The organism is Psychrobacter sp. TB67, assembly GCF_000511065.1.
Taxonomy (GTDB): domain Bacteria; phylum Pseudomonadota; class Gammaproteobacteria; order Pseudomonadales; family Moraxellaceae; genus Psychrobacter; species Psychrobacter okhotskensis.
In genome coordinates, this window is the sequence record NZ_AYYA01000045.1 from 1 (window position 1) to 25,001 (window position 25,001).

Below are 25,001 nucleotides of genomic sequence, written 5' to 3' on the forward strand. Positions count from 1 at the left end.
CGTATCAATGACAGAGTCTCGATTCATGAGCGCCCTTGTATTGTTGAAGAACGTACGCGAATTGGTGACTGGGAAGCGGATACCGTTATCGGTCAGCATCACAAGCAAGCGATTGTCACGCTCGTTGAACGTAAAACGGGGCTGCTGAAGATGAAGCGTGTGGGTCATAAAACAGCACAGCAAGTATCAGAGGCAATGATAGAACTCTTAGCGCCAGTGAGGTTGCAGGTTAAGACCATTACCTCTGACAATGGTAAAGAGTTTGCTCAGCATAAAAAGGTGAAACAAAAGCTCTTTAGCTCTTTCTTCTTTGCCGATGCTTATGCGTCATGGCAGCGAGGAACCAACGAAAATACCAACGGCTTGATCAGAGAGTATCTGCCTAAAGGCTGTGACTTTAGACAAGTCTCTGATGATGAGATGCAGGACATTGAGAACAAACTAAATAACAGACCAAGAAAACGCTTAGGGTTTAAAACGCCTATGCAGGCGTTCTATAATATTAATTAGCGTTGCACTTGGTGTGTTAATCTAAGGTATTTAATAGAGAGATACAGGCAGTTTTAGAGTCGATGCTCTGCGTCATGTCTTACTTTATTCAACAATTGAGACGCCTAGCTATGCTATTATAAGCCAGACAATAACCCTAGGTAGGTAGCTATCCTAGCTATAGATTAGGGCTATTACCCACCCTTTTATTTTCATTAATATGACTATTTATTATGACCAGTACCCATTTAGATAACATCTCTCCTACTTCTCAATCTACGCTGACCTATGCTGATATCCAAAATATCGTGGCGGATGATTTTGAAATTATGGACAAGCAAGTATTCGGTAGTCTGAACTCAAAAGTCCAATTGGTGATGAGCGTCTCACAGCATGTGATTAATGCAGGTGGTAAGCGGATGCGCCCGTTGATTACCTTGTTATGTGCGCGCATGCTCAATGATGCACCATCACAGCAGGCCATGCATTTGGCAGCCATTACTGAGATGCTGCATACGGCAACTTTAGTGCATGACGATGTGATTGATGAGTCAGGGCAGCGCCGTGGTAAGCCAACGGCGAATGCCACTTGGGACAATGCCACAGCAGTACTGGTCGGTGACTATCTGATTGCCCGCGCCTTTAACTTGTTGGTTGGTTTTCAAAGCTTGCCACTACTGCAGGTATTCTCAGACGGGACTTGTGATATTGCCGAAGGTGAAGTATTGCAGCTGCAACATCAGCATAACCCTGCCGCGACTGAAACCGATTATCTCAATATTATCGATGGCAAAACCTCTCGTCTGTTTATGATGGCGACCCAAGGCGCAGCTATCTTGCAAGACAAAACAGAATATATGACCGCGCTGGGCGATTTTGGTCAGCACTTCGGTAATGCCTTCCAGATTATCGACGATGTACTCGATTACAGCGGTGATAGTGAGCTAATGGGTAAAAACTTGGGTGATGATTTAGCCGAAGGCAAACCGACCCTACCGACTATTAAAGCGCTTGAATTATTAAAAGACAGTGATAAAGCAGGCTATGAGCAATTACGTGTCGCTGTACAAACGGGCAAAACACCCAATGCAGAGCAGCTTATCGAATTGGTACGCACCTCTGGCTCATTAGACTATTGTAAGCTGCGCGCTTTGGAAGAAACGAAGCTGGCACAACAAGCGCTAAGTACCTTGCCTGACAATCGTTATCGCCAAGGGCTGCACCAATTAACAGAGCTTGCCAGCGCACGTTTATTATAGTCTGACTGCTAACATTTACGCTGTGCCCATATCTGTGTCTATAAAAGTCGTCTTCGATACAGGTTTTGGCTCATTTATTTAATGGTCACATTTAACGGTTGCTAAAATAAAGGTTTTGGTTGCACATGGGATTTTTGAGGTCAAACAGGTAGGAATAACCGTCTCATATGACTTTTATAACAAAAGTTAACATTTTTTGTCATCGAAGCCTCTAGATGACTTTTTCGGTTATTCGTTGGTGTGTCGCTTGTAACCACGGCACTTAGCACAGGATGTAAAAATAAAGCAACTGATTCTTTGGATAATCTCTATTCTAAAGTGCTTGACTGTGGGGTAAGCCCATTAGTTTATAATATGCGATTAAATTTACTAATCAACTTTGTGGTTTGTCTACATCTTTAACGCTAATAAATCTTGCCTCATAATTCAGAATGTAAACTTAGCGACGGGATGTTGTAGTCGTAATCTACTACTAAAATTGGTTCGATTGGAACTGATTCTATTAAAAGCGATATGTGCAAGATATGGTGGTGCACTTAGCTTCAAGACTACCCTGTCTTTACTACCTAAAGCATTCAATACATTAAGATTTATTTATACACTTTTTATACTGTCATTATTTATTTATATTGCCGAGGACATTGATGAAGCACTCTTATCTTGCGCTTGTAATAGCATCTGTACTATCTGGAGCTGTACTGGTTGGCTGTGACAAAAACGAGGACGCCGCTGGCGCTGATGCTGCCGCACAGCAGCAGATGCCGCCTGCCGTCGTCAACGTTCAAACCGTCACTTTCGATACCGTACCTCAAGTACAGACATTCTCTGGACGTACAGCGGCTTATCAAACCGCTGATGTTCGCCCACAGGTCAATGGCGTCATTGACGAAGTATTGTTCCGTGAAGGTGGTAACGTCAAAAAAGACCAACCGCTCTATCGTATCAATACTGATAACTATGCCACCTCTATCACCAGTGGTGAAGCAGCGGTCGCTCAGGCGCAAGCCAATTATCAGACATCGCTGGCCAATAATGCCAATGCCAAAGCTGAATTGGGCAGTCGCCAAGCGTCATTAGCTCAAGCGGTTAATGACTTCCAGCGCCTACAAGGGCTTGTGGAGATTGATGCTATCTCGAAGCAACAATACGATCAAGCACAAACGCAAGTCCGTACTGCACAAGCTGCATTAGACAGTGCACGAGCGACTGTCGGTCAAACGCAAGCAGGTATCGAAAGCGCAAAAGCGGGCATTCAAACCGCGAAAGCAGGTTTAGAGTCCAGTACCCTTGATCTGAACCGTACCATCGTACGGGCACCAATCTCAGGGCGCACAGAGCGCTCAAATGTGACGGCTGGTACTTTGGTTAGTGCCAGTCAAGCCAATCCGTTGGTGACTATCTCGCGCTTAGATCCTATCTATGTCGACATCAGTCAGTCTTCGTCTGAGCTGTTGAAATTGCGCCAGCAAATATCGGAAGGCAAAGCGCAGCCCGGTATGAACTCGGTTGAATTGGTACTAGAGGATGGCTCGGTCTATCCGGTACGCGGTAAGCTTGCACTATCTGAAGCAAAAGTGGATGAGTCAACTGGCGCGGTTACCTTACGTGCCATCTTCCCAAACAGCAACAACATCTTGCTGCCAGGTATGTATGTGACTGCCCGCTTGACCCAAAGTGTCATTACCAATGCGGCATTAGTCCCGCAAAGCGCAGTGACACGTACATCTAAGAGTGAGACGCAAGTCTATATCGTCGATGAAAACAACAAAATCCAAGTACGTCCAGTTACTATTAATGGTACTTACAACGGACAGTGGGTTGTCACTGACGGTCTAAAAGCAGGTGATAAAGTGGTGGTGATTGGCGGCTCAAAAGTCAAACCTGAACAAGAGGTAGTCGCTAAGCCACTCGAAAACGCCAATCCAGCACCATCTGCAAAAGGACAAGGCACGCCAAACGCCAAAACGCCTCAGCAAGCTGCAAAAACGGTGGATAAGCCAGCTGGTAACGAAACTTCTGCTAAGAAACCTACAGAAACCGCTGCTAACTAATTCCATTCAAAGATAGGAAGACTTAGGGATATACTATGTCACGTTTTTTTATTAATCGCCCTATTTTTGCATGGGTTATGGCTATTTTGGTCATGCTCATCGGGGTGATATCGGTTATTAATCTACCGATCGAACAGTATCCACGTATTGCACCGCCGACTATTTCGGTCAGTGCAAGCTATCCTGGTGCTAACGCACAAACCGTCGAAAACTCAGTCGTACAGATCATTGAGCAACGTATGAAAGGCCTCGATGGTCTGATGTATATGTCGTCATCGAGCTCGTCAAATGGTAGCGCTTCAGTGACGCTTACCTTTGAAAACGGCACAGATCCTGACACAGCTCAAGTACAAGTACAGAACAAACTGCAAGCAGCGATGAGCTCCTTGCCTGAGTCTGTTCAGCGTCAAGGTGTCAACGTCAATAAATCGTCTAGCAGCTTTTTGATGGTGCAAGCATTTATTTCTGAAGATGGCACCATGGATCGGGCAGATATTGCCGATTATATTAACTCTAATGTCGTCGATTCGATCAGTCGTGTAGAGGGTGTGGGTGAAGTTCAAGTCTTTGGCTCTACCTATGCGATGCGTGTATGGCTTGACCCTTCACGCCTACGTAGCTATAACATGGTGCCCTCTGATGTGGTCAATGCGATACGAGCGCAGAACGCGCAAGTATCTGCCGGTCAGTTAGGTCAAGCCCCTGCTGATACCGACCAACAGGTTATCAATGCTACGGTCACGGTGCAAAGCTATCTTCAAACGCCTGAAGAATTCCGAAACATTCTACTAAAAACAGATACCTCAGGCGCACAAGTGCGCTTAGGCGATGTGGCAGATGTCGAGATTGGCAGTGAAAACTATAGCGTTGTCTCTCTCTACAATGGACAAGAAGCCGCCGGTCTTGGTATTTCGCTTGCGGGCGGTGCTAACGCGCTTGAAACTCGCGAAGCTGTTGGCGCACGTATGGCTGAGCTGGAGCAAAACTTCCCAATTGGTCTAGCCTCAGTCGTTCCGTATGACACCACACCCTTTGTACGCTTGTCTATCGAACAAGTCGTTATGACCCTCATTGAAGCGATTGTGTTGGTATTTATCGTTATGTTTATTTTTTTACAGAACTGGCGTGCCACCATTATCCCGACCCTTGCCGTACCTGTCGTACTCTTGGGTACCTTTGCAGTGTTGTATATTGCAGGCTTTAGTATCAACGTCTTGACCATGTTTGCTATGGTTCTCTCCATCGGTCTGCTGGTCGATGATGCGATTGTCGTGGTAGAGAACGTTGAGCGAATACTAGAAGAAGATCCACATATCTCTATCAAAGACGCGACCACTCAATCGATGGGGGAAATCAGTAAGATCGTTATTGGTATTGCGCTTATCTTGTCCGCCGTATTCGTACCAATGGCCTTCTTTGGTGGCTCAACAGGTGTGATTTATCGCCAGTTCTCCATCACTTTGATTACCGCTATGGTACTCTCGGCATTGGTTGCCCTTGTCTTTACCCCTGCGCTATGCGTGACCTTACTAAAACGTGGCAAGAGCCATGAAAAGGGCAAGGACGAAAAGCAAAAAGGCTTCTTTGGCTGGTTTAACCGCTCGTTCTTTAAGCTTAGTCGTTCATACGAGGGCTTTGTTGGTAAAAGCATTCGTTTCAAATGGCTATATTTGATTGGTTATGCGGCCATTATCGGCGTCATGGTGGTGGTATTCTTACGTATTCCCGGCTCGTTTTTACCAGAAGAAGATCAGGGTATTATGTTTACCTTGGTTCAGCTTCCTGCTGGTTCGACATTAGATGAAACGCAAGAAGTGCTCGATAAAGTCAGAAACTATTACGACACTCAAGAAACCGATAACATTGCCTCTGTCTTTACCATTGCAGGCTTCAGCTTTGCTGGTCAAGGCCAAAACATGGGACTCGCATTCGTTCGCTTGTCAGATTGGGACAAGCGTTCCGGTGATGAAAATACGGCCCAAGCTGTTGCTGGTCGGGCAATGGGTTATTTCTTTACTCAGATAAATGAAGCACAAGTATTTGCCATTGTACCACCAGCCATTACTGAGCTTGGTAATGCCAGTGGTTTTGATTTAATGATTCAAGATAATGGTAACCTTGGTCACGATGGCCTACTTGAAGCACGTAATATGCTCTTAGGTATGGCAGGACAGAATGATCAAGTCGCTGGTGTACGTCCAAACGGTCAAGAAGACTCACCGCAGTTAAAGGTGAACATCAACCAAGAGCAAGCCGCTGCTTATGGCTTGTCGCTAGGTAATATCAATAGCGTCATCTCGACTGCATGGGGCTCAAGCTACGTCAACGACTTTATCGATCGTGGCCGTATCAAACGTGTCTATGTACAAGGTGAAGCCAGCAGCCGTACCAACCCTGATGACATTGGTAAGTGGTATGTACGAAACGAGACGAATGATATGATTTCATTTGATGCCTTTTCGACCAGTGAATGGCAGTCAGGCTCACCGCGTCTGACCCGCTATAACAGCTTACCATCAATGAATATCCAAGGTAGTGCAGCCCCAGGTTTGAGTACTGGTGAAGCCATGAGCTCAATGGAAGCCATGATAGACAAATTACCTGAAGGCATCAGTTACGAGTGGACGGGTATGTCATTGGAAGAGCAAAAATCAGGTGCCCAGGCGCCGATGCTTTACGCGCTTTCAATCTTAGTCGTATTCTTGTGCTTGGCGGCACTATATGAGAGCTGGTCTATCCCCTTCTCTGTCCTATTGGTTATTCCACTTGGGGTATTGGGTGCGGTGATATTTACGTGGTTACGAGGCTTCGCCAACGATATCTACTTGCAAGTAGGTCTACTGACGGTGGTTGGTCTATCGGCTAAAAACGCCATCTTGATTATCGAGTTTGCTAAAGACCATCAAGAGGAAGGCTATAGTCTAAAAGATGCGGTCATGACGGCGGCACGCCAACGTCTGCGTCCAATTATCATGACCTCACTTGCCTTTGGTCTGGGTGTTGTGCCATTATTCTTGGCGACTGGTCCAGGTTCAGGCAGTCAAAATGCTATTGGTACCAGTGTGGTTGGCGGTGTCGTAACGGCAACCTTGTTAGGCATCTTCTTTATCCCGATGTTCTACATTTGGGTACGCAGTGCGTTCCCGTACAAATATGCCAACAACAAGCCAAATGATAAAGGCGATGGCGGCGATGACAATGGTACGCCTGGTCCGCAGAACCCAACTCCCTCTGAGAGTTATCAGCCTGCAAGCTTTGGAGATAATACACAATGAGTTCACAACCTTTTACTACTAACTCAGCAGCGGTAGTCACAACTACTGCTCATGTGCGCCCAATGTCAGGCGAACAGGCAGCGCTGGTTGCTAGATTTGCGAGCCCAACTATTGCACGAGTGCGCAGAAATAGTGTTCGCTTAATCAGCTTAACGGCTTTAGCGATGAGCATGGCGGCTTGTAATACCATTCCAAAAGCCGATAGCCGTCCTGTACTTGCCGAGCCTAACATCCCTATCGAACAAAGCTACGGTGCCTTTGATAAGGAAACGGCCAGTAACGCAGCCCAGCCTAGTATTGCGGGACAACGCTGGCAGAACTTCTATAGTGATGAGCGCCTAAAAGGGCTAATTGCATTAGGATTAGAGAACAATAAAGACTTTGAGAGCGCACGCCTAGCTATCGAAAAAGCACGAGCGCAATATCAAATCACCGATATTAACGATCTGCCGACCATCAATGGTAGTGGTGGTTACACGCGCCAAGCACAGAACAGAACGGACAAAAACCCCAATAGTAGTTATAACGTCAACCTAGGGTTGGCCAATTATGAGCTGGATTTTTGGGGTAAGATTGCTAGTCTAAAAGACCAAGCTTTGCAAAATTTCTTGGCGACCACCGCAGCCAAAGATTCGACGCAGATCAGTCTGATCAGTAACATTGCCCAAAGCTATGCCAATCTAAGCTATAGCTTAGCGCAGCTTAAGTTGGCAGAAGCCACGGTTGAGAGTCGTGAACGATCGTTATTCATTGCGACCAAACGGTTTGAGGCAGGGATTGATCCTAGACTGCCTGCGTTGCAAGCCAGTGCTTCTTTAGAGAATGCTAAACTTGCCGTATTGCGGGCGCAGAGCAGTATCTTGACCTCGCGTAATGCCCTGCAATATTTGATTGGTGCTCCGATTCCTAACGAGCTGATTCCAACGCCTGCCGTTAGCAATATCACTAGCCAGAAAATCTTTAATGCTGGCCTACCAAGTGAGTTGTTGCGCTATCGTCCTGACGTCCTGCAAGCGGAATACAACCTAAAAGCCGCTGGTGCCAATATAGAAGTGGCACGTGCCTCTTACTTCCCCTCTATTAGCCTAGCGAGTAGTATTGGTGTCAGTAGCGGTAGCTTAGATGACTTATTCAAGAGCGGCGCTGTCGGCTGGTCATTCGGCCCAAGTATTAGTGTCCCAATCTTTGATGCAGGTCGTTTAGATGCAGAATATGATGTGGCCAGAATTGAACGTGAGCAAACGCTTGCCAACTATGAAGGCTCTATTCAAACGGCATTCCGTGAAGTCTCGGATGTACTAGCGACACGCGCCACCTTGGGTGAGCAGCTAGAAGCACAGTATCGTCTACAAGATAACTTTGAGCAGACTTATCAAATTGCCGATGCACGCTTTAAAGCCGGTATCTCAAACTATCTAGATGTACTCGATGCCCAGCGTTCGCTATTCTCGACCCAACAAGGAATTTTGGATCTAGAACTACAAAAACTCGTCAGCCAAATTGAGTTATACCAAGCGCTCGGTGGCGGTGCCAACCTTGATGTGCCAACGGTGATTCCTGTGCCGCAACACACCAACTTGGTGCAAGCGGTCAATTTCCCTGCGTATAGCAACAAAACCAAAGCAGCCAACGCGATTGATGCAGCTAGCTCTGCACGAGTGGCTTCTGTGCAAGAAGCTCAAGCGATTAAGCAGTCACAACCATCAGAAATCACTACCTTTAACCCCACGGCTGTCGTTGATGTCAATAACGATGGCAAAACAGACGCGGCAGTGGGTGTGATTACTGAGGAGACGACTTTTAAAGAAGCTGGCGTTGAACAAGTTCCTGTGACTCAGATTAATGAGCCTTAGGCTATTCTGAAACCTTTGTTTGATGACGTTGCTTACGCATTACGTTGACAGTCGATAAATACAATCAGCCCTGCCGACTTGGTAGGGCTTTTTGCTTTCGCCAGCTGTCTTTGGTTATAGTAGTGGCACGATATGAGCAGCAAATATAGTCAGTGAAAAGTAATATCAATACATCACGCACTATATAACAAAATCTATTTTTAGTGATTTACAACAATAATGAGTAAAACAACCATAAGTAAGGAATGATTATGAGCTATACCTTTAACCGCCAATACCCTGCCACTCGCTTGCGCCGCTTGCGTTATAACGATAATGTGCGAGCGATGATTCGCGAAGTAGAGTTACATCCCAAGCATTTTATTGCCCCTGTGTTTGTACTAGAAGGCAACAACCAGCGCGAGACGATCGCCAGTATGCCGGGTGTCGAACGCTTGTCAATTGATTTGCTAATTGATTATGCCAAAGAGCTGTTAGCAGAAGGGGTCACGACCCTTGATATCTTCCCTGTCATTGATAACGCCTTAAAAACACCTGATGGCAAATCAGCCTATGATGAAAATGGCCTCGCTGCGCGCGCAGTAACAGCCATCAAAGATGCATTGCCAGAAATGGTGGTGATGACCGATGTGGCCTTAGACCCTTACACCTCACACGGTCAAGATGGTCTGCTCGATGACAGCGGCTATGTCATGAACGATTCGACCATCGAAGTATTGGTCAAGCAAGCGCTTGTCCACGCTCGTGCTGGCGCTGATATTATCTCACCCAGCGATATGATGGATGGCCGTATCAAAGTCATGCGTGAGGCGCTTGAGTCAGAAGGCTTTGTCAATACAGCCATCATGGCTTACTCAGCCAAATACGCCTCCGCCTATTACGGCCCGTTCCGTGATGCCGTTGGTAGTGCTGGCAACTTAAAAGGTGGTCATAAAAAGCAATATCAAATGGACTTCGGCAATCGCGCTGAAGCTTTACATGAAGTCGCCATGGACATCAATGAAGGCGCTGATATGGTGATGATTAAACCCGGTCAGCCGTATTTAGACCTTATTCGTGAAGTCAAAGATACCTTTGGTGTACCGACATTTGCTTATCAGGTCTCTGGCGAATATGCCATGCACATGGCCGCCATTCAAAATGGCTGGTTAAGTGATGATGTTATCCTAGAATCTCTGATTGGCTTCCGCCGTGCTGGTGCTGATGGTATCTTGACTTATTTTGCGCTAGAGGCAGCACGCCAGCTAAACAACGCTTAAGCGCTGTTAGGTACCATTATGTAGGCTTAGACATTTTTAGCTCAAGCTCAAGCTCAAGCTCAAGCTCAAGCTCAAGAAAAATGATAAGCCGATTCAATGCCTTTCAACACAAAATCGCCCCAGCTGGCTTAAGTCAGCTGGGGCGATTTTTTTATGACCTTTCCGTAGCGGGTAAATGGCTTTTGCTCACGTTACTTGCTACTTAACGCAACAGTCAGCTATAGGCAAAATATCCTAAAAACGCGACAGTATTGCTGATATATCTGTATTACTTTTCAGTCACGATAGATGCTCACGATTGTGTGGTGTATTAAAATTAATAATAGGACCCACTGGTACGATACCAGTCGGGTTAATATTGGCATGACTGGTGTAATAATGCTGCTTAATATGCGTCATATTGACCGTTTCAGCAATACCTGGTACTTGGTATAAATCACGCAGATAGCCCCAGAGATTTGGGTAATCAACGATGCGGTGCAGATTACATTTGAAATGCCCAACATACACGGCATCAAAACGTATCAAAGTCGTGAACAAGCGCCAGTCCGCCTCGGTTATCGTACTTCCTACCAAATAACGTTGATTTGCCAAACGCGCCTCTAAGGTATCTAGCGCAGCAAACAGCTCAGTCACCGCTTCTTCATAAGCCTCTTGCGTGCTTGCAAATCCTGATTTGTAGACACCATTATTAACGGTAGAATAAACAAAGGCATTAATCTCATCAATCTCTGCTAATAATTCTGACGGTAGAAAATTACCTGCTAGTGCGCCAACCTCATCGAAGGCTGAATTGAGCATACGAATGATTTCAGACGATTCATTGCTAACGATCGTTTTGGTTTTTTTATCCCATAATATTGGCACTGTCACGCGCCCGGTGTAGTCGGACTTTGCCGCGACATAGATCTCATAAGCATGGGTTGCATTGTTCAATGGATCGGCAATCACGCCCTCACCCTCAGCAAACGTCCAGCCCTCCTCACCCATAAACGGATGAACGACAGACAGTGAAATCATGTCTTCTAAACCTTTGAGCTTGCGATAAATCGTGGTGCGATGCGCCCATGGGCAAGCCAAAGAGACATAGAGATGGTAACGATCAGGCTCAGCTTCAAAGCCACCTACAGCAGATGGACCTGCACGACCATCTGCCGTTATCCAATTCCTAAATCTAGCATCTTCGCGCTGAAAGCGACCACCGCTAGCTTTGGTGTCATACCATTGATCTTGCCATTGACCATCGACTAACAAGCCCATATCAAACTCCTAATTACCTGTATTTTTATGACTATGCTCATTTAAAAACTATCCCAATAACTACCGCTTATACCGACTTCATTATGGGATAAACATTTTTAACGTAAATCAGTCTATTCATAGTAAAGCATCACTCCTATTGAGGCACAACAAAAAATGATGCAAGTTATATTGCATCACTCTAGTCTGTTTTAATTTTAGTAGTTCTGACAGCAAAAAGCTGTTGTAGCATAGTACATGCGCCAACAGCTCAGCAGATATTAGGCTGCACCAACCGCTACTTTAGTCATCCAAATCTCTCCCTCACGCGCTTGAGTACGTTTATGCTCTTCAAAATCTGGTGCCACACATAAGAACAAGGTCTTGCCATCTACGCCGCCCAATTCACAAGCGAACGTACCTACATTAAAGGGTGATAAATCAATGGTCTCTACGATTTTGTTATCTTTGACTCGCACTGCTTGCTGACCCAAGCAGTCTGATATCCATACCGCTCCTTCAGCATCGATACACGCGCCATCTGGAGCAACCACTGAAGCCTGCGCATAATCACCGAAGTTAGGTCCGGTAGCAAGGGGGCCAAATACCGCCCAGTCTTTGCGCTCGCCAAGGGTACCATCGTCTTGAATAGCAAAGGCGGACACTCTATTACCGAAAGATTCGTTGATGATTAAGGTGCGTTTATCCGGCGTTCTGACCGTGCCATTAGGAAAGTATAATTCATCTGCGACGACTTTTAGCGTGCTATCGATATCAATCATAATCAGACAAGCAGTATCCATATCGCCGCCGTTCATCAAGTTAAAACCAAAGTTGCCCACATAACAGCGACCGTGGTCATCGACGTACATATCGTTGCAATAGCCTTTGGCAATACTAGATAAGTCTGCGTACTCTTCTAGACTGCCATCTTCTTTAATTTTCATGACTTTTTTGTCTTTCATAGACACCACCAACAAGGTATCATTTGGTAGCCAGCCCAAGCCAGAGGGTTGATTGGGTACTTCGGCAATGGTCGTTACCGTGCCATCCAAATCTATTGAGTATACGCACTTGGTATAAAAATCTGATATCCAAAGCTTACCATCCCGCCATCGTGGGGCCTCGGTATAGGTAAAACCTGTGGCTAGCGTAGTGAATTCACGTTGACTCATAAAGAGTACTCCTTGTGGTTGATGAGGCTAATAAGGTAAGCGGCCTTGCTTACTCAAAGGTCTAACTGATCAAAAGTGTCATTAATCAAAGGTATATCGGTTTAAGGGTTGAAATAGATAAGAAGCTATAGGACACTCTGGTACATCTGCCGTACCTCTTCTATGCTCATATCACGCGGGTTTGTAGCGATCAGCCGAGCAATTTTTTCTACCACTTCGGTCGCCATCGGCAATAAATCAGCTTCCGTCACTCCCACTTCACTTAGCCTCGTAGGCAAGCCACTTTTGTTTAAATAGCCTTCTATCTCATCGACGAACGCATGCGCCGCTGCTTGCTCATCTGCGAACTGACGCTGCGGCATAATGACACTGGCAAGCTCAGCATAATGGCGACTTGCGGCCTCGATATTAAAACGAAAGACTGGCCCCATCACTAAGGCATTAGAATGACCATGGGGCACATGAAACTTGGCACCCAACGGATAAGATAAGCCATGCACCGCTGCGACCGACGCATTGACAAAGGCCATGCCCGCTAAGGTTGAGCCTAATAACATGTTTTCCCGTGCTGTTATATCGTTGCCGTCCTCTAGCACCGTCATAAAGTTTTGCGTTAAAAGCTTTAGACCTTTGACTGCGAGGGCATCAGATATGGGGTTTTTCTTGGTACGGCTGGTATAGGCTTCGATACAATGCACCATCGCATCCAATGCTGGGGCAGCCGTTACATGTCTTGGCATGCCCAAGGTAAGCGCAGCATCGAGCAGTGCTATATCAGGCAACAATTTAGAAGAATAAATGGCTTTTTTGTCGCCTTTATCACCAGTCAACACCGAGACAAAGGTCATCTCTGAGCCAGTACCTGCCGTGGTCGGAATAGCAATAAGGGGCAATCGAGTGCCTGTTGCTTGCTCGTTACCCACCATGTCATCTAACGACTGGGTCGAATGAATAGCGAGCGCAACGATTTTTGCAGTATCCATCGAGCTGCCACCCCCAAGCCCTATCACCACAGTTGCGTCCGACTCTTTGCCAATTTTGGCGGCTTGCCGAACAACTTCGTAAGGAGGGTCTGCCTGCACACCATCAAATACAGTGACTTGAAAACCTGCTAGCTCTAATGACGCACAAGCTTGCTTGGCATAGCCGAACTGGACGATGCCAGGGTCTGTCACCAATAGTGCCATCGGTAGATTGCCATTCATACTTGCGGCATCGTCAGTTAAGTTATCACCCAATAATGATTTTGCTAACTGACCGAGCTCACTCGTTAATCCGCCTGACTTACAAACGATTTTCGGAGTGGTTAAAAACGTTAAATCTACCATTGAACATTCCTTGTTCTATTACGAAATTTTATGCAGTCATTAAAATAAGTACGGCGCATATCACCACAGTCTATCGGCTGTGGTTGTACAACAAAAACCTCAAAAATAGAGCGCTTCAGTGCAACGCATAGAAAATACTGCTGAGTTGATAATGCCACATATCATAGGAAATGACTGCTTATTTTGTGCTCATTTACTCAATAAAACTGGCTAATATCATTCAAATAAAGCTATATTGGACTAAGTCACGACAGACAATAGCTCGCTATTAAAATAATAACTTAACATTGTTATAAAAAAGACTTGCAAAGTCTGAAAAACTTGCTAAAATGCTCAACCTAAATAGGCGTATAGCTCAGTTGGTTAGAGCGCTACCTTGACATGGTAGAGGTCGTTGGTTCGAATCCGATTACGCCTACCAGATTCGAAAAGCCCCAATCTTAAGATTGGGGCTTTTTTTTGTCCGTAAAATATGGGCTGTAGCGGAAATATTAGATTAGAAAGCAGATTGGCACGGTTTAGCAGATGTACAAATGCGACAGTAAATTAGATATATTGGTTCAATATAAAGCATGTACATAGGTGCATTCGTTTATTTACCCTGTTTTGGATCTTGACCCATGTAAATGATGAGATTAAGCCATTAAATAAAGTAGCCCAACTTGAATAAAAAGCCTCTAACAAACCTCACAGGGTTGAAGTGCTGCCTTTCATTCAAAATTTCAGGCAGCACCCTCATACATTTAAGCGTCGGTATGAGCTGGTAGTTTACTAGCCAAAACATCTACTTTTTCAATAGACGGTGGCTCTGAAAATAGCTCATCGGCCTGATCCATCAAAGCAGCTGCAACTTTGCCAGATAAATGTGCTTGGCGACCCGCCTCATCAGGAAATGCATCAAAAATACCAAATGTTGTAGGTCCAAGACGTAGGCCAAACCACGCAACTGTCGCAGGTTCTTCCATTACAATAGGTAAACCGGCTTTAAGGAAAGCTTCCACTTCGTCTTCTTTACCCGGTTTAGCTTCAAGACGGACATATAAAGCTGTTTTAAGCATGACTAAAACTCCACAATTGATTAGAATGAAAACTGATTCTGACATTGCTAATGTATGCATGTCAGAAAGTTTTGTTGTATAAAAGTTAAAAAACTTCCTATATCTGAGCCAAAATCTGGGTTTTTATTTCGACATAATGCTATTGTTGCAGAATTGCACCACATTCTACATTGTCTTCTAATGCTTTTTCAATCGCTTGCGTCTGACCTTTGATCTTTCTGACACGTAGAAGAATCTTTTTTTTGTCTTCAACCTGATTAGGCATCAGACCTCCTTATTTCTAGCATTAATACTAATGTACCCCATAGTATAAAAAAGGAATATTTTTTATAAACCTTAAAAATTTAGGTAGTGTTTCAAAAAGTATGCTGAGATTAAATGAAGTCACTATTGGCTCTGCAACTGGATGCCATAATTAACTTTCCGAATCTTTACAATAACTTATAAAATTAAACTTCTGACATACCCCCTCCACTTTCGACTAACTCTTTACGAAACAGGTTTCTCAGGGATTTTAAAAGCAAAAGCTCTTAGGCGACTTCCTCACGGATTTAGGCATGCTTTCTGCTTCACAAAGCGACCTTTACCGCATCTTTCCTCCACAGACAAAGTGGTATGTCCTACCGCTAGAATATTGCGAGAAGCATTAGGGCGTGTTGAACATTCGACCATGGCACTGACAGCGACTATTTTTTAGGCGATTCGATGTTAAAAATAATAAGTTTAGTCATTCTAAGCGCTTATTTTTAACGATGAAGCGGCAAAAAAGAGTTCTGTCCCCTGCTTTTATCGTTGGGTCTGATGCTAAAATTGCCCCATACTGCGTTACAAATCTCGCTAAGGCATCTGCATTATCGTCGCTTTATGCCTTGTCTGGAACAATTTTAGCGATCAGCAGTGCCTATTTGCGAATGTTCAACACGCCCTAATATCCGTATTCTTGCTAAAGCCACACTCAATACTGAACTAACACATCTAATCCGATGCCTTACTTTACAATTATTTCCCTCAATACCTATAGTGAAAAGCTTACCAATACTTTGCTGCCAGTCTTTAAATGCAGTGATAAAACTATCCCATTGATTACTTGAAATTCGGGTATAGTGAATAACTGTTTCAACTAACTACAAACCTGTTGCACTTGTGTTTTGAATCTACTTTCTATACTTGAAGTGTCAACAGACTCTATACAAAATCTGAGAAATATATGAGTGCAGAAGCCACATCTATCAGCCTTCTATCCCCTGTCATACTGCTCACAGCGGCAGTGATCTCAGTCCCTTTAATCAAGCGCCTAGGATTAAGCTCGGTATTGGGATATTTAATTGCAGGATTAATTATTGGTCCATTTGGACTAGCGTTTTTCTACGATTCTGCGTCTATTCTGCATGTTGCTGAGCTTGGTATTGTGATGTATCTGTTTGTGATTGGACTAGAAATGCGTCCATCGTATTTATGGAGTTTAAGAAAAGAAATTTTTGGATTAGGCACATTACAGATTAGTGCCTGTTCATTGGGGTTAATGGCGGTAGGCTTGGCCTATGGCTATTCTTGGCAGGTGAGTTTTGTATGTGCTGCAGGCTTTGTACTCACCTCGACTGCAATTGTTATGCAACTTTTGGGAGATCGTGGAGACATTGCTCAACCACGAGGACAAAAAATTGTCTCGATCCTGCTGTTTGAAGATTTATTGATTGTCCCTTTATTGGCAATTGTCGCTTTTATCGCACCGAATCATGTTGTTGAAAGTACTTCTATGCGTTTGCAGAGCATCGGAATTGGTTTAATTTCAATTGTAGGTTTAATCGCTGCAGGTTATTGGTTGCTTAATCCTTTATTTCGCTTATTAGCCGTAGCCAAAGCCCGTGAAGTCATGACTGCAGCAGCACTCTTGGTGGTGCTCGGCGCAGCATTACTGATGCAAGTCAGTGGCTTATCGATGGCAATGGGGGCATTCCTTGCAGGGGTATTACTCTCCGAATCCACTTTTCGCCATGAGATTGAAGCAGATATTGAACCGTTTCGTGGCATATTGCTCGGATTATTTTTTCTAGCCGTAGGCATGTCATTAGACCTTGACGTCATAAAAAATAACTGGATGTTAATTTTAAGTGCTGTACTTGTGCTGATGTTTGTCAAAGCATCCATAATTTATCTGATTGCACGCCTGACCAAAAGTTCACACTCTGAAGCACTCGATCGCGCATTACTAATGGCTCAAGGGGGGGGGAGTTTGCTTTTGTACTCTTTGCTGCCGCCTTGAGTGCTCAAATCATTAGTGCTGATGAAAGCTCAAACCTGAATGCGATTGTAGTCTTGTCGATGATTTTGACCCCCATCATAGGCATTCTGTTTAAACGTTTTACCCAAACTACAGAACAAACTTCTTTGGAAAATATCCGTATTGCTGAAGGACTTTCTGGAAAAGTCCTGATGATTGGTTTCGGTCGTTTTGGACAAGTCTCCAGTCAATTGCTGCTTGCTCGAGGCATTGATGTGTCCATCATTGATAATGATATCGATATGATTCAAAACGCTGAAAGATTTGGATTTAAAATTTATTATGGCGATGGTTCTCGTTTAGATATTTTACATGCCTCTGGAGCAGATACGGCTGAAGCAATTGTTGTTTGCGTAGACCACAAAGAAACGACGAATAAGATTGTAGAGTTGGTGCAACATGAATTTCCTATGGCCAAGTTACTGGTTCGCTCTTATGACCGTGAGCATGCGCTGCATTTAGCAAAACAAAATGTGGATTACATGATACGCGAAACCTTCGAGTCGGCAATGCTATTTGGCGGTGCAATTTTAGAAGAACTGGGTGTTGACCAGAGTGATGTTGAAGAAATTAGCCAAGAAATCCGAGAACTAGACAAAGAACGTTTTGGAACTGAAACTGCAGCAGATGATGTCTATGCTGGTATCGGCTTGCAATATACAGGACCGCGTCCGACTGCACCTTTAATTACACCAAAGCACACAGGGCAAATGCTGAGTGAAGATGGCACTCAGCAATAATTTCACGTATTAAACCCAAATAAAAAAGAGGTCTGTGTAGATCTCTTTTTTGGTAAGCATCTGCTGAACCCCACTTCTTTAGTGAGCAGATAATATTTATTATTCATTATTTAGGAATTATTAAATCCTATAAATATCATTTATTGGATTAATTTACTTTGGTATTGTGCATATCATCCCCCAGTTAAGAATAAGGAACAACTATGAATAAGATGATGAATGCGCTTATCCTAGAAAATTTTGGTGATCATGAATTTAAACGTGTAGAACTCCCTATACCTCAACCAGAGGCTGGGCAAGTTCTAGTACGTATTCATGCGAGTGGTGTAAACCCTATTGATTATAAAATTCGTCTTGGTGAAGCAACATATGCTATGCCAGAGCTTCCTGCCGTGTTGGGAACGGATATGGCTGGAGTTGTAACTGCTGTTGGTGAAGGTGTCACCCACTTCAACGTCGGAGATGAAGTTTACGGTCTGATTGGTGGCGTTCGTGGTCTTCAAGGATCTTTAGCAGAATATGTTGTAGCAGATGCTGATCTGATCGCATTAAAGCCACGGAATATCTCTATGCGCGAGGCAGCAGTACTACCATTGACGTTCCTCACCGCTTGGGAAGGTTTAGTGGATAATGCGAAGGTCCAACCAGGGCAAACTGTACTGGTTCAAGGTGGTGCTGGTGGCGTTGGTTATATGGTGGTTCAGCTTGCAAAAGCACTTGATGCAAATGTTTGGGCGACTGCTCGTACAGCTGATCAATCACTGATTTCAGAACTCGGTGCAATACCTCTCGATTACACAACAGCATCTTCCGATGACATTATTGCTGCAAGCCCTGAGGGTCAAGGTTTTAATATTGTTTACGACACTGTGGGTGGTCCAGTACTCGAAGCTTCACTTTCCATGACGACTCACTATGGCCACATCACCAGCTGTGCTGCATTTGGCAATCATAATTTAGCGAATTCATCTCTACGGTGTGCCACAGTGTCTGGCGTATTCGTCCTAATGCCGACGTTAACAGGCAATCGCCGTTCTCATCATGGTGATGTCCTTAAGACCGCGACTCGTCTCGTTGAGGAAGGTAAACTGCGTGCTATTGTTGATCCTCGTCATTTTACTCTAGACCAAGCGATTGAGGCTCATGATGCTGTTCAAGATCGCTCTGCTAATATTAAGGTAGTTATCGATGTCATTTAACGCACTTCAGGCCAAGACTTGGCGCTTCAATTGTATTGGAGATACAGATGTTCTGACATTAGAAACACTTCCTGTTGCTTTACCAGCCGCAGGAGAAGTTCTAATACAGATGAAAACGATCGGACTCAACCGGGCTGATGTAATGTTTCGGCGTGGTACTTATATTCAAAAGGCAGTATTCCCTTCTCGTCTGGGATATGAGGGAGCAGGTATAGTTCTTGCGGTAGGTGAAGGTGTACGCCAATTTTCTCCAGGAGATGCAGTATCGATTCTTCCGACTGACAATCTAGCCAAATATGGGACATATGCGGACAAGCTTCTGATTCCAGAAACTTTTTTAGTTCACAAACCCGATAGTTTAAGCTGGGAAGAAGCTTCTTCAATCTGGATGCAGTATTTGACGGCTTGGGGTGGTGTAATCCATGCTGGTGGATTATCGAAAGGAAAAACGATCTTGATCACAGCAGCTTCAAGTAGCGTAGGACTAGCTGCGATACAGATAGCTGAAGCAGCGGGTGCCAAGGTCATTGCAAGTACACAGACGATAGAGAAAAAGCAACGTTTACTGGATCTTGGTGTTAAAGATGTTATAGCCAGTGAAGACGAACCAGATTTGTATGAGGCGCTTGTTTTACGTTTAGGTGGAGAACATCTTGATGTCGCCTTCGATGCTGTAGGAGGGCCACATATTGAACAGATTGCAAAAGCGATGTCTGTGGGAGGAACTATGGTTATGCATGGTGCGCTTAGCCCGGAGATCACACCATTTCCCCTTAAAATTGCATTACGCAAGAGCTTAACCATGCGAGGTTTTTTGTTCCTTGAGGTTCTCCATGACCCTGTTCTAAGGGAGCAAGCCAGACGATTTATTCTTAGCAGTATAGGTGCAGGATATCTTCGTCCAGTGATCGACTGTTGCTTTAACTTTGAGGACATGCATGACGCTCAGCGCTATCTTGAATCAAATCAGCAAATAGGAAAAATTGTAGTTACTCTAAATACATGATGGTCTTATCTAATTTCTACTTTCTAGAAAAAAGGTTAGGCGTGTCCCTAATTCAAGCGTTTATGACTAAATGGGGACACGCCCTAGTTCCATCTGATTCAGGTTTCTATACGGCCCAGCACTTCCACTAAGTAATCAAACAATGCTCGGATTCGCAAAGGTGTCGGGCCCCGCTGTGGACGATATAAATACAGGCGCCAAACGGGAGAGGTTTCCTCATGAAGTATATGAATGAGCTTACCACTCCTAAGCCACGGCAAAACTAGAAATCCAGGCATGTGTCCAAATCCAACTCCAGCGAGAATAGCTTGAAATTCAGCTTCTAGATCATCTGTAATAAAACGGGGCTTTGATGGCGTAAAGCTTCGACTTTCGGTGAATGTCCATGGCCAGTAACGCCCTGTTTTATGATCGAATAGTGCTGTTAGAGGGTATTTATCAAGGTCAATAATTTTTTTGGGCATTCCAACCTTATCAATTAACTCTGGCGTACCCACAGAATAAAATTTCACTTTAGCCAATTCCCTTGCCACATATCGATTGTCCGGCAAAAATCCAAATCTGATCCCGATATCTATCCGCTCATCGATCACATCCGAGTGTGAATCTGTTAGCACACAATCCACGACAATATCTGGATAACGTATGGCAAATTCTGCTAGTGCAGGTACTACCACTTTACGCCCTAACACAGACGACACAGTAAGACGGACAGTCCCACGCATTTCATCTCGTTTTTCCTTGGTGTCTTTTACAAGCAAAGCATCGATCGATTCCACCGCAAGACGTGCTTGCTTTGCCAGACGCTCACCATCAGCAGTAATTTTAATTTGTCGAGTACTCCTGTAAAACAGAATCTCTCCGCGCTGCTCTTCTAGCTCTTTTATTGCCCGTGTCACTACCTGTGGGGAAATACCCAGCTGAGTTGCTGCCTCTTTAAAATTTCGAGACTCTGCTGCGACACAAAAGATACGCATCATTTCCAATTTGTTCTGCATGTCCAATCCTGTGTTATAGTAATTATTCCGTAAATAGGAATTCTGAAAGATAATATTATTCATTTATTATACCTAACAAGGCTGTAATACTTAACCCTCAAATATGATTGACAAATAGGTTGAAGGTTACTTGTATGAATAATATAGAAAATAAAGTTATTGTTATCACTGGTGCAAGTAGTGGTTTAGGTGAAGCTACTGCTCGCTTACTTGCTAAAAAAGGTGCAAAGGTTGTACTTGGTGCTAGACGTACTGAAAAATTAGAGGCTATTGTTCACGACATTCGTGCTGAAGGTGGTCAAGCTGAATTTATTGGTGTGGATGTAACCAAACCACATGAAGTGCAAGCACTTATTGAAAAGGCATTAAGCGCATTTGGTCAAATCGATGTATTGGTAAACAATGCTGGATTAATGTCTATTGCACCATTAAGTGAGCTAAAAGTTGATGAATGGGATCGTATGATCGACATTAATATTAAAGGTGTTCTTTATGGAATAGCAGCTACACTGCCTGTTTTCCAAAAACAAAACTTTGGACACTTTATTAATCTCTCATCTGTTGCAGGGGTAAAAGTATTTAGTCCAGGAGGTACGGTTTATAGCGGTACTAAGTTTGCTGTAAGAGCCATCTCTGAAGGCCTTCGTCATGAAGTTGGGGAAACAATTAGAACGACTACTATTGAGCCTGGTGCAATTGAGTCAGAACTAAAATTCGGTTCTTCTCATGAAGAGAGTTCAGAGTTTGTTACTGATTTCTACAAGCAAGCCATACCATCTGACTCAGTCGCTCGAGCAATTGCTTATGCAATTGAACAGCCTGCGGATGTAGATATTAATGAAATTGTTTTGCGCCCAACGAGCCAAGAGTTTTAATGATTGAATAACATAAAATGGGAGCACTTCGCTCCCATTTTTACTAGGGCGTGTTGAACATTCGCAAATAGGCACTGCTGATCGCTAAAATTGTTCCAGACAAGGCACAAAGCGACGATAATGCAGATGCCTTAGCGAGATTTGTAACGCAGTATGGGGCAATTTTAGCATCAGCCCTCACGACAACAACAGGGACAGGACTCTTTTTTGCCGCTTCATCGTTAAAAATAAGCGCTTAGAATGACTAAACTTATTATTTTTAACATCGAATCGCCTAAAAAATAGTCGCTGTCAGTGCCATGGTCGAAGGTTCAACACGCCCTATATTTTTTTAAAGTTGAGGACAAATCTATGAAAGCCGTATCGTATGTTATAAATAACCATGATGATTTTAAAAATTCATTGGTAGATATTGAAAAAGCGAAGCCTACACTTAAGGAGCGTGATGTACTGGTAAAAGTTCAGGCAATCTCTGTGAATCCAGTTGATACTAAAGTGAGAAAAAACTCGTCTGAAGCAAATAATCGTATTTTAGGTTGGGATGCCGTTGGGGAAATTATTGAAATTGGCTCAAAAGTTACCTCGTTTAAAGTAGGAGATTCTGTTTGGTATGCTGGCGATTTAACCCGAGATGGTAGTAATGCTGAGTTTCAAGCAGTCGATGAACGAATTATCAGTCTTAAACCAATTACAGTATCTAATGCAGAAGCAGCAGCATTGCCATTAACTGCAATAACGGCATGGGAAATGCTGTTTGATCGGTTTCAAATTTCAGAAACAGAAGTTGGCAGTATTCTAATTATTGGTGGTGCAGGCGGTGTAGGATCAATCGCTATTCAACTCCTAAAAGCAAAAACAAATCTGACCGTTATAGCAACAGCTTCACGTGAAGAAACGAAATCATGGGTGGAATCACTTGGTGCCGACCATGTCATTGATCATAGCAAAGATTTAAATGCACAAATCGAGACACTAGGCATTGAAAAACCAAAATACGTATTCTCTACCAATCATACAGAAACCTATATCAAGCAAATAGTTTCTCTGATTGCACCACAAGGCAAGCTTGGATTGATCGATGATCCACAAACATTTGATATTATGCCGTTTAAGACTAAATCTATTTCTATCCATTGGGAATTGATGTTCACCCGTTCAATGTATGAAACCGATGATATTGAAAAGCAAGGTGATCTATTGCAACAGGTTGCCCAATTAGTTGACCAGCAAAAAATTAGAAGTACCCTCAACCAAAATCTAGGCAAAATTAACGCTGCAAACTTGGAGAAGGCGCATAAGTTGCTTGAATCAGGTAAGTCAAAAGGCAAAATTGTACTAGAAAACTTCTAAAACAAATTCAAGGTGAAATAATGACTATTTCAGTAATTGCGAACTTTAAGGCAAAATCAGATCAAAAAGAGAGGTTAGAAGCGCTTTTACAAAGTGTAATAGAGCCTACGCTTCAAGAAGAAGGATGCTTGAAATATGAGCTTTATATTAGCGAAAATGACTCGAGTAGATATTTCTTCTTAGAAGAATGGCGTAGCAGGGAGGATTTAGATATCCATATAGCGTCTGATTATATTCAAAGTTTATTTGGTAATATCCAATCGCTAATTGAATCAAATGATATTGTAGAAATCAAAAAAATATAGCTGTATTCGGACAGCGGTGAATAAGCGTAAAGTATTCCCCTCTGATCAAGCTGCATTTAAAGTGGTGTATTTAGCCACCCAGCAGGCATCTTCGAGGTGGTCGATGCCGAGTCAACACTGGACGTCTGCTTTGAGTCGCTTTATGATTATGTTTGTAGTGGCATAATTAAGTCGGACCATGTTTAAGAGATACCATCTTAAAAAAGCCAAATCAAGTGCTAATTAGCTCAACTCTTGCTTGGTAAGGTTGCTGATGTTTAACCACGCCGAAACAAATATGCACAAGCTTACGCATCGCCGCACAGACAGCCTGCATTTTGCACTTACCGTTAGCAAGCAGTCGCTCATACTGCGCCTTAATGTCGGGATTATGCTTAATGGCGACTAGCGCCGGCATATACAATTTAGCTCTTACGGCACTTGAGCCATTCTTTGCTAAGCGAGACTTGCCCTTAAATAGCCCTGATTCACTATGCTTGGGAACTAGACCTAAAAAGGCTGCCATTTGCGACGCTTGACTAAACTGCTTATTATGCATCAGCGACATCATCTGCTTTGAGACAACAGGGCCGACGCCTTTAATAGTTTGTAGCAGATATTGGTCTTGCTTTAAATTGGGATGACCATCGATATGGTCATCAATATCACCATTGAGCTTAACAATGGCGGCTTGCAAAGAGACTATCATCTGCTCAATAGACGCTTTAACGATAGGAGCGGTGTCTGTGGCCTCCGTTTTTTCCAATCGATTCAGCTCACGTTGTAAGTCTTCTTGTAGCGCGTCTAAGCGCGACAGTAAAGACTTGAGGTGACGCGCCTCTGCTGGCGGCGGTGTCCACAATTTAGGCTTAGCACTATAGGTGTAGCGGGCTAATAACATACTATCTTTCTTATCCGTCTTGTTGCGACTTCCTAAACTAGCAGCATAGCTTTTGACGTAAGCAGGATTGATGATGCTAACGTTAAGCTTTTTATCAAATAGGTAGTAGGCGATGTTCTCGTGATAGACGCCTGTAGCTTCAAGGGTTATGTGGATGTTGTTTAAGTCATCAGTAATGTTAGCAATTAGCCAGTTGATAAGAGCAGCATAGTCACTGTGATCATTTTTAAAGACTTTAGTTTTGAATTTTAGTTTGTCAGTGTCTTTGAGCCATGCAATATCTAGCTTATTTTTACTAACGTCTATGCCTATATAATGTGTCATCTTATTGTCTTCCCTTGTTTATGCAGTGTCACTCATGGCATCTGATAAGATGTCGAG

The 25,001-nt window shown here is 43.8% G+C and carries 17 protein-coding genes, 1 tRNA gene and 3 pseudogenes; 13 read left to right on the forward strand and 8 right to left on the reverse strand.

Features of this window, described 5'->3' with window-relative positions; genetic code table 11:
- From W293_RS16965 to hemB, 6 genes are all read left to right on the forward strand, one after another.
- Nucleotides 1-510: IS30 family transposase (locus W293_RS16965; RefSeq protein WP_025651758.1), on the forward strand; the 510-nt coding region annotated here is incomplete at its 5' end.
- Nucleotides 511-722: 212 nt separating this feature from the next.
- Complete coding sequence (locus W293_RS0107015; RefSeq protein WP_025651759.1) at nucleotides 723-1,748, forward strand: polyprenyl synthetase family protein; 1,026 nt, start codon at nucleotides 723-725, stop codon at nucleotides 1,746-1,748.
- Between the two features lie 644 nt (nucleotides 1,749-2,392).
- Nucleotides 2,393-3,799, forward strand: a complete 1,407-nt coding sequence (locus tag W293_RS0107020) for an efflux RND transporter periplasmic adaptor subunit (protein ID WP_025651760.1) — start codon at nucleotides 2,393-2,395, stop codon at nucleotides 3,797-3,799.
- A gap of 35 nt (nucleotides 3,800-3,834) precedes the next feature.
- The gene (locus W293_RS0107025) at nucleotides 3,835-7,074 is read left to right on the forward strand and encodes an efflux RND transporter permease subunit (protein WP_025651761.1); all 3,240 of its coding nucleotides are present in this window, start codon (nucleotides 3,835-3,837) and stop codon (nucleotides 7,072-7,074) included.
- Nucleotides 7,071-8,927, forward strand: coding sequence for an efflux transporter outer membrane subunit (locus W293_RS16195; protein ID WP_025651762.1), 1,857 nt, complete (start codon nucleotides 7,071-7,073; stop codon nucleotides 8,925-8,927). Before W293_RS0107025 ends, W293_RS16195 begins: the two co-directional genes overlap by 4 nt.
- 251 nt (nucleotides 8,928-9,178) lie before the next feature.
- The gene (gene hemB, locus W293_RS0107035) at nucleotides 9,179-10,186 is read left to right on the forward strand and encodes a porphobilinogen synthase (RefSeq protein ID WP_025651763.1); all 1,008 of its coding nucleotides are present in this window, start codon (nucleotides 9,179-9,181) and stop codon (nucleotides 10,184-10,186) included.
- Nucleotides 10,187-10,465: 279 nt separating this feature from the next.
- Here hemB and W293_RS0107040 read toward each other — a convergent pair whose 3' ends face one another.
- The 3 genes from W293_RS0107040 to W293_RS0107050 form a co-directional block, all read right to left on the reverse strand.
- The gene (locus W293_RS0107040) at nucleotides 10,466-11,446 is read right to left on the reverse strand and encodes a glutathione S-transferase family protein (protein ID WP_025651764.1); all 981 of its coding nucleotides are present in this window, start codon (nucleotides 11,444-11,446) and stop codon (nucleotides 10,466-10,468) included.
- A gap of 260 nt (nucleotides 11,447-11,706) precedes the next feature.
- Nucleotides 11,707-12,600, reverse strand: a complete 894-nt coding sequence (locus W293_RS0107045; RefSeq protein ID WP_025651765.1) for an SMP-30/gluconolactonase/LRE family protein — start codon at nucleotides 12,598-12,600, stop codon at nucleotides 11,707-11,709.
- A gap of 125 nt (nucleotides 12,601-12,725) precedes the next feature.
- Complete coding sequence (locus W293_RS0107050; RefSeq protein WP_025651766.1) at nucleotides 12,726-13,928, reverse strand: iron-containing alcohol dehydrogenase; 1,203 nt, start codon at nucleotides 13,926-13,928, stop codon at nucleotides 12,726-12,728.
- 344 nt (nucleotides 13,929-14,272) lie between these two features.
- Between W293_RS0107050 and W293_RS0107055 the strand changes: the two genes are divergently transcribed.
- Nucleotides 14,273-14,349, forward strand: a tRNA-Val gene (locus W293_RS0107055).
- Between the two features lie 322 nt (nucleotides 14,350-14,671).
- Here the strand turns inward: W293_RS0107055 and W293_RS0107060 are convergent.
- From W293_RS0107060 to W293_RS17240, 3 genes and pseudogenes are all read right to left on the reverse strand, one after another.
- On the reverse strand, nucleotides 14,672-14,986 hold the full coding sequence (locus W293_RS0107060) for a putative quinol monooxygenase (protein ID WP_025651767.1): 315 nt from the start codon (nucleotides 14,984-14,986) through the stop codon (nucleotides 14,672-14,674).
- A 142-nt stretch (nucleotides 14,987-15,128) separates the two neighbouring features.
- A pseudogene (locus W293_RS16970) lies at nucleotides 15,129-15,251 on the reverse strand (metal-sensing transcriptional repressor); the annotation flags it as partial.
- 709 nt (nucleotides 15,252-15,960) lie between these two features.
- Nucleotides 15,961-16,095 (reverse strand): annotated as a pseudogene (locus tag W293_RS17240) (IS1 family transposase); the annotation flags it as partial.
- A 98-nt stretch (nucleotides 16,096-16,193) separates the two neighbouring features.
- On the opposite strand from W293_RS17240, the pseudogene W293_RS16200 reads away from it, so the two are divergent.
- From W293_RS16200 to W293_RS0107080, 3 genes and pseudogenes are all read left to right on the forward strand, one after another.
- Nucleotides 16,194-18,007 (forward strand): annotated as a pseudogene (locus W293_RS16200) (monovalent cation:proton antiporter-2 (CPA2) family protein).
- 203 nt (nucleotides 18,008-18,210) lie between these two features.
- On the forward strand, nucleotides 18,211-19,206 hold the full coding sequence (locus W293_RS0107075; RefSeq protein ID WP_025651768.1) for a zinc-dependent alcohol dehydrogenase family protein: 996 nt from the start codon (nucleotides 18,211-18,213) through the stop codon (nucleotides 19,204-19,206).
- Nucleotides 19,196-20,212 carry a zinc-dependent alcohol dehydrogenase family protein gene (locus W293_RS0107080; protein WP_025651769.1) on the forward strand — a complete coding sequence of 339 codons (1,017 nt, stop codon included), beginning with the start codon at nucleotides 19,196-19,198 and terminating at the stop codon, nucleotides 20,210-20,212. Before W293_RS0107075 ends, W293_RS0107080 begins: the two co-directional genes overlap by 11 nt.
- 98 nt (nucleotides 20,213-20,310) lie before the next feature.
- On the opposite strand, the gene W293_RS0107085 is transcribed toward W293_RS0107080, so the two are convergent.
- Complete coding sequence (locus W293_RS0107085) at nucleotides 20,311-21,210, reverse strand: LysR family transcriptional regulator (protein ID WP_025651770.1); 900 nt, start codon at nucleotides 21,208-21,210, stop codon at nucleotides 20,311-20,313.
- 134 nt (nucleotides 21,211-21,344) lie between these two features.
- Here W293_RS0107085 and W293_RS0107090 point away from each other — a divergent pair, with 134 nt between their 5' ends.
- The 3 genes from W293_RS0107090 to W293_RS0107100 all read left to right on the forward strand — a co-directional run bounded on the left by W293_RS0107090 (nucleotide 21,345) and on the right by W293_RS0107100 (nucleotide 23,740).
- Nucleotides 21,345-22,085: an SDR family oxidoreductase gene (locus W293_RS0107090; RefSeq protein WP_025651771.1), complete on the forward strand. Its 741-nt coding sequence runs from the start codon at nucleotides 21,345-21,347 to the stop codon at nucleotides 22,083-22,085.
- Nucleotides 22,086-22,436: 351 nt separating this feature from the next.
- Complete coding sequence (locus tag W293_RS0107095; protein ID WP_025651772.1) at nucleotides 22,437-23,435, forward strand: zinc-binding alcohol dehydrogenase family protein; 999 nt, start codon at nucleotides 22,437-22,439, stop codon at nucleotides 23,433-23,435.
- Between the two features lie 20 nt (nucleotides 23,436-23,455).
- Nucleotides 23,456-23,740, forward strand: coding sequence for a putative quinol monooxygenase (locus W293_RS0107100; protein WP_025651774.1), 285 nt, complete (start codon nucleotides 23,456-23,458; stop codon nucleotides 23,738-23,740).
- 211 nt (nucleotides 23,741-23,951) lie between these two features.
- Here W293_RS0107100 and W293_RS0107105 read toward each other — a convergent pair whose 3' ends face one another.
- A complete protein-coding gene (locus W293_RS0107105) occupies nucleotides 23,952-24,944 on the reverse strand; it encodes an IS110 family transposase (protein WP_025651576.1) in 993 nt (330 codons plus the stop codon).
- Nucleotides 24,945-25,001 lie beyond the last annotated feature (57 nt).

Bases quoted from the DNA above. Each gene is read 5' to 3' on its own strand.
- W293_RS0107020 (WP_025651760.1), top strand. From the start codon at position 2,393: ATGAAGCACTCTTATCTTGCGCTTGTAATAGCATCTGTACTATCTGGA.
- W293_RS16195 (WP_025651762.1), top strand. From the start codon at position 7,071: ATGAGTTCACAACCTTTTACTACTAACTCAGCAGCGGTAGTCACAACT.
- hemB (WP_025651763.1), top strand. From the start codon at position 9,179: ATGAGCTATACCTTTAACCGCCAATACCCTGCCACTCGCTTGCGCCGC.
- W293_RS0107050 (WP_025651766.1), bottom strand. From the start codon at position 13,928: ATGGTAGATTTAACGTTTTTAACCACTCCGAAAATCGTTTGTAAGTCA.
- W293_RS0107095 (WP_025651772.1), top strand. From the start codon at position 22,437: ATGAAAGCCGTATCGTATGTTATAAATAACCATGATGATTTTAAAAAT.
- W293_RS0107025 (WP_025651761.1), top strand. From the start codon at position 3,835: ATGTCACGTTTTTTTATTAATCGCCCTATTTTTGCATGGGTTATGGCT.
- W293_RS0107075 (WP_025651768.1), top strand. From the start codon at position 18,211: ATGAATAAGATGATGAATGCGCTTATCCTAGAAAATTTTGGTGATCAT.
- W293_RS0107015 (WP_025651759.1), top strand. From the start codon at position 723: ATGACCAGTACCCATTTAGATAACATCTCTCCTACTTCTCAATCTACG.
- W293_RS0107080 (WP_025651769.1), top strand. From the start codon at position 19,196: ATGTCATTTAACGCACTTCAGGCCAAGACTTGGCGCTTCAATTGTATT.
- W293_RS0107105 (WP_025651576.1), bottom strand. From the start codon at position 24,944: ATGACACATTATATAGGCATAGACGTTAGTAAAAATAAGCTAGATATT.
- W293_RS0107045 (WP_025651765.1), bottom strand. From the start codon at position 12,600: ATGAGTCAACGTGAATTCACTACGCTAGCCACAGGTTTTACCTATACC.
- W293_RS0107090 (WP_025651771.1), top strand. From the start codon at position 21,345: ATGAATAATATAGAAAATAAAGTTATTGTTATCACTGGTGCAAGTAGT.
- W293_RS0107085 (WP_025651770.1), bottom strand. From the start codon at position 21,210: ATGCAGAACAAATTGGAAATGATGCGTATCTTTTGTGTCGCAGCAGAG.
- W293_RS0107060 (WP_025651767.1), bottom strand. From the start codon at position 14,986: ATGCTTAAAACAGCTTTATATGTCCGTCTTGAAGCTAAACCGGGTAAA.
- W293_RS0107040 (WP_025651764.1), bottom strand. From the start codon at position 11,446: ATGGGCTTGTTAGTCGATGGTCAATGGCAAGATCAATGGTATGACACC.
- W293_RS0107100 (WP_025651774.1), top strand. From the start codon at position 23,456: ATGACTATTTCAGTAATTGCGAACTTTAAGGCAAAATCAGATCAAAAA.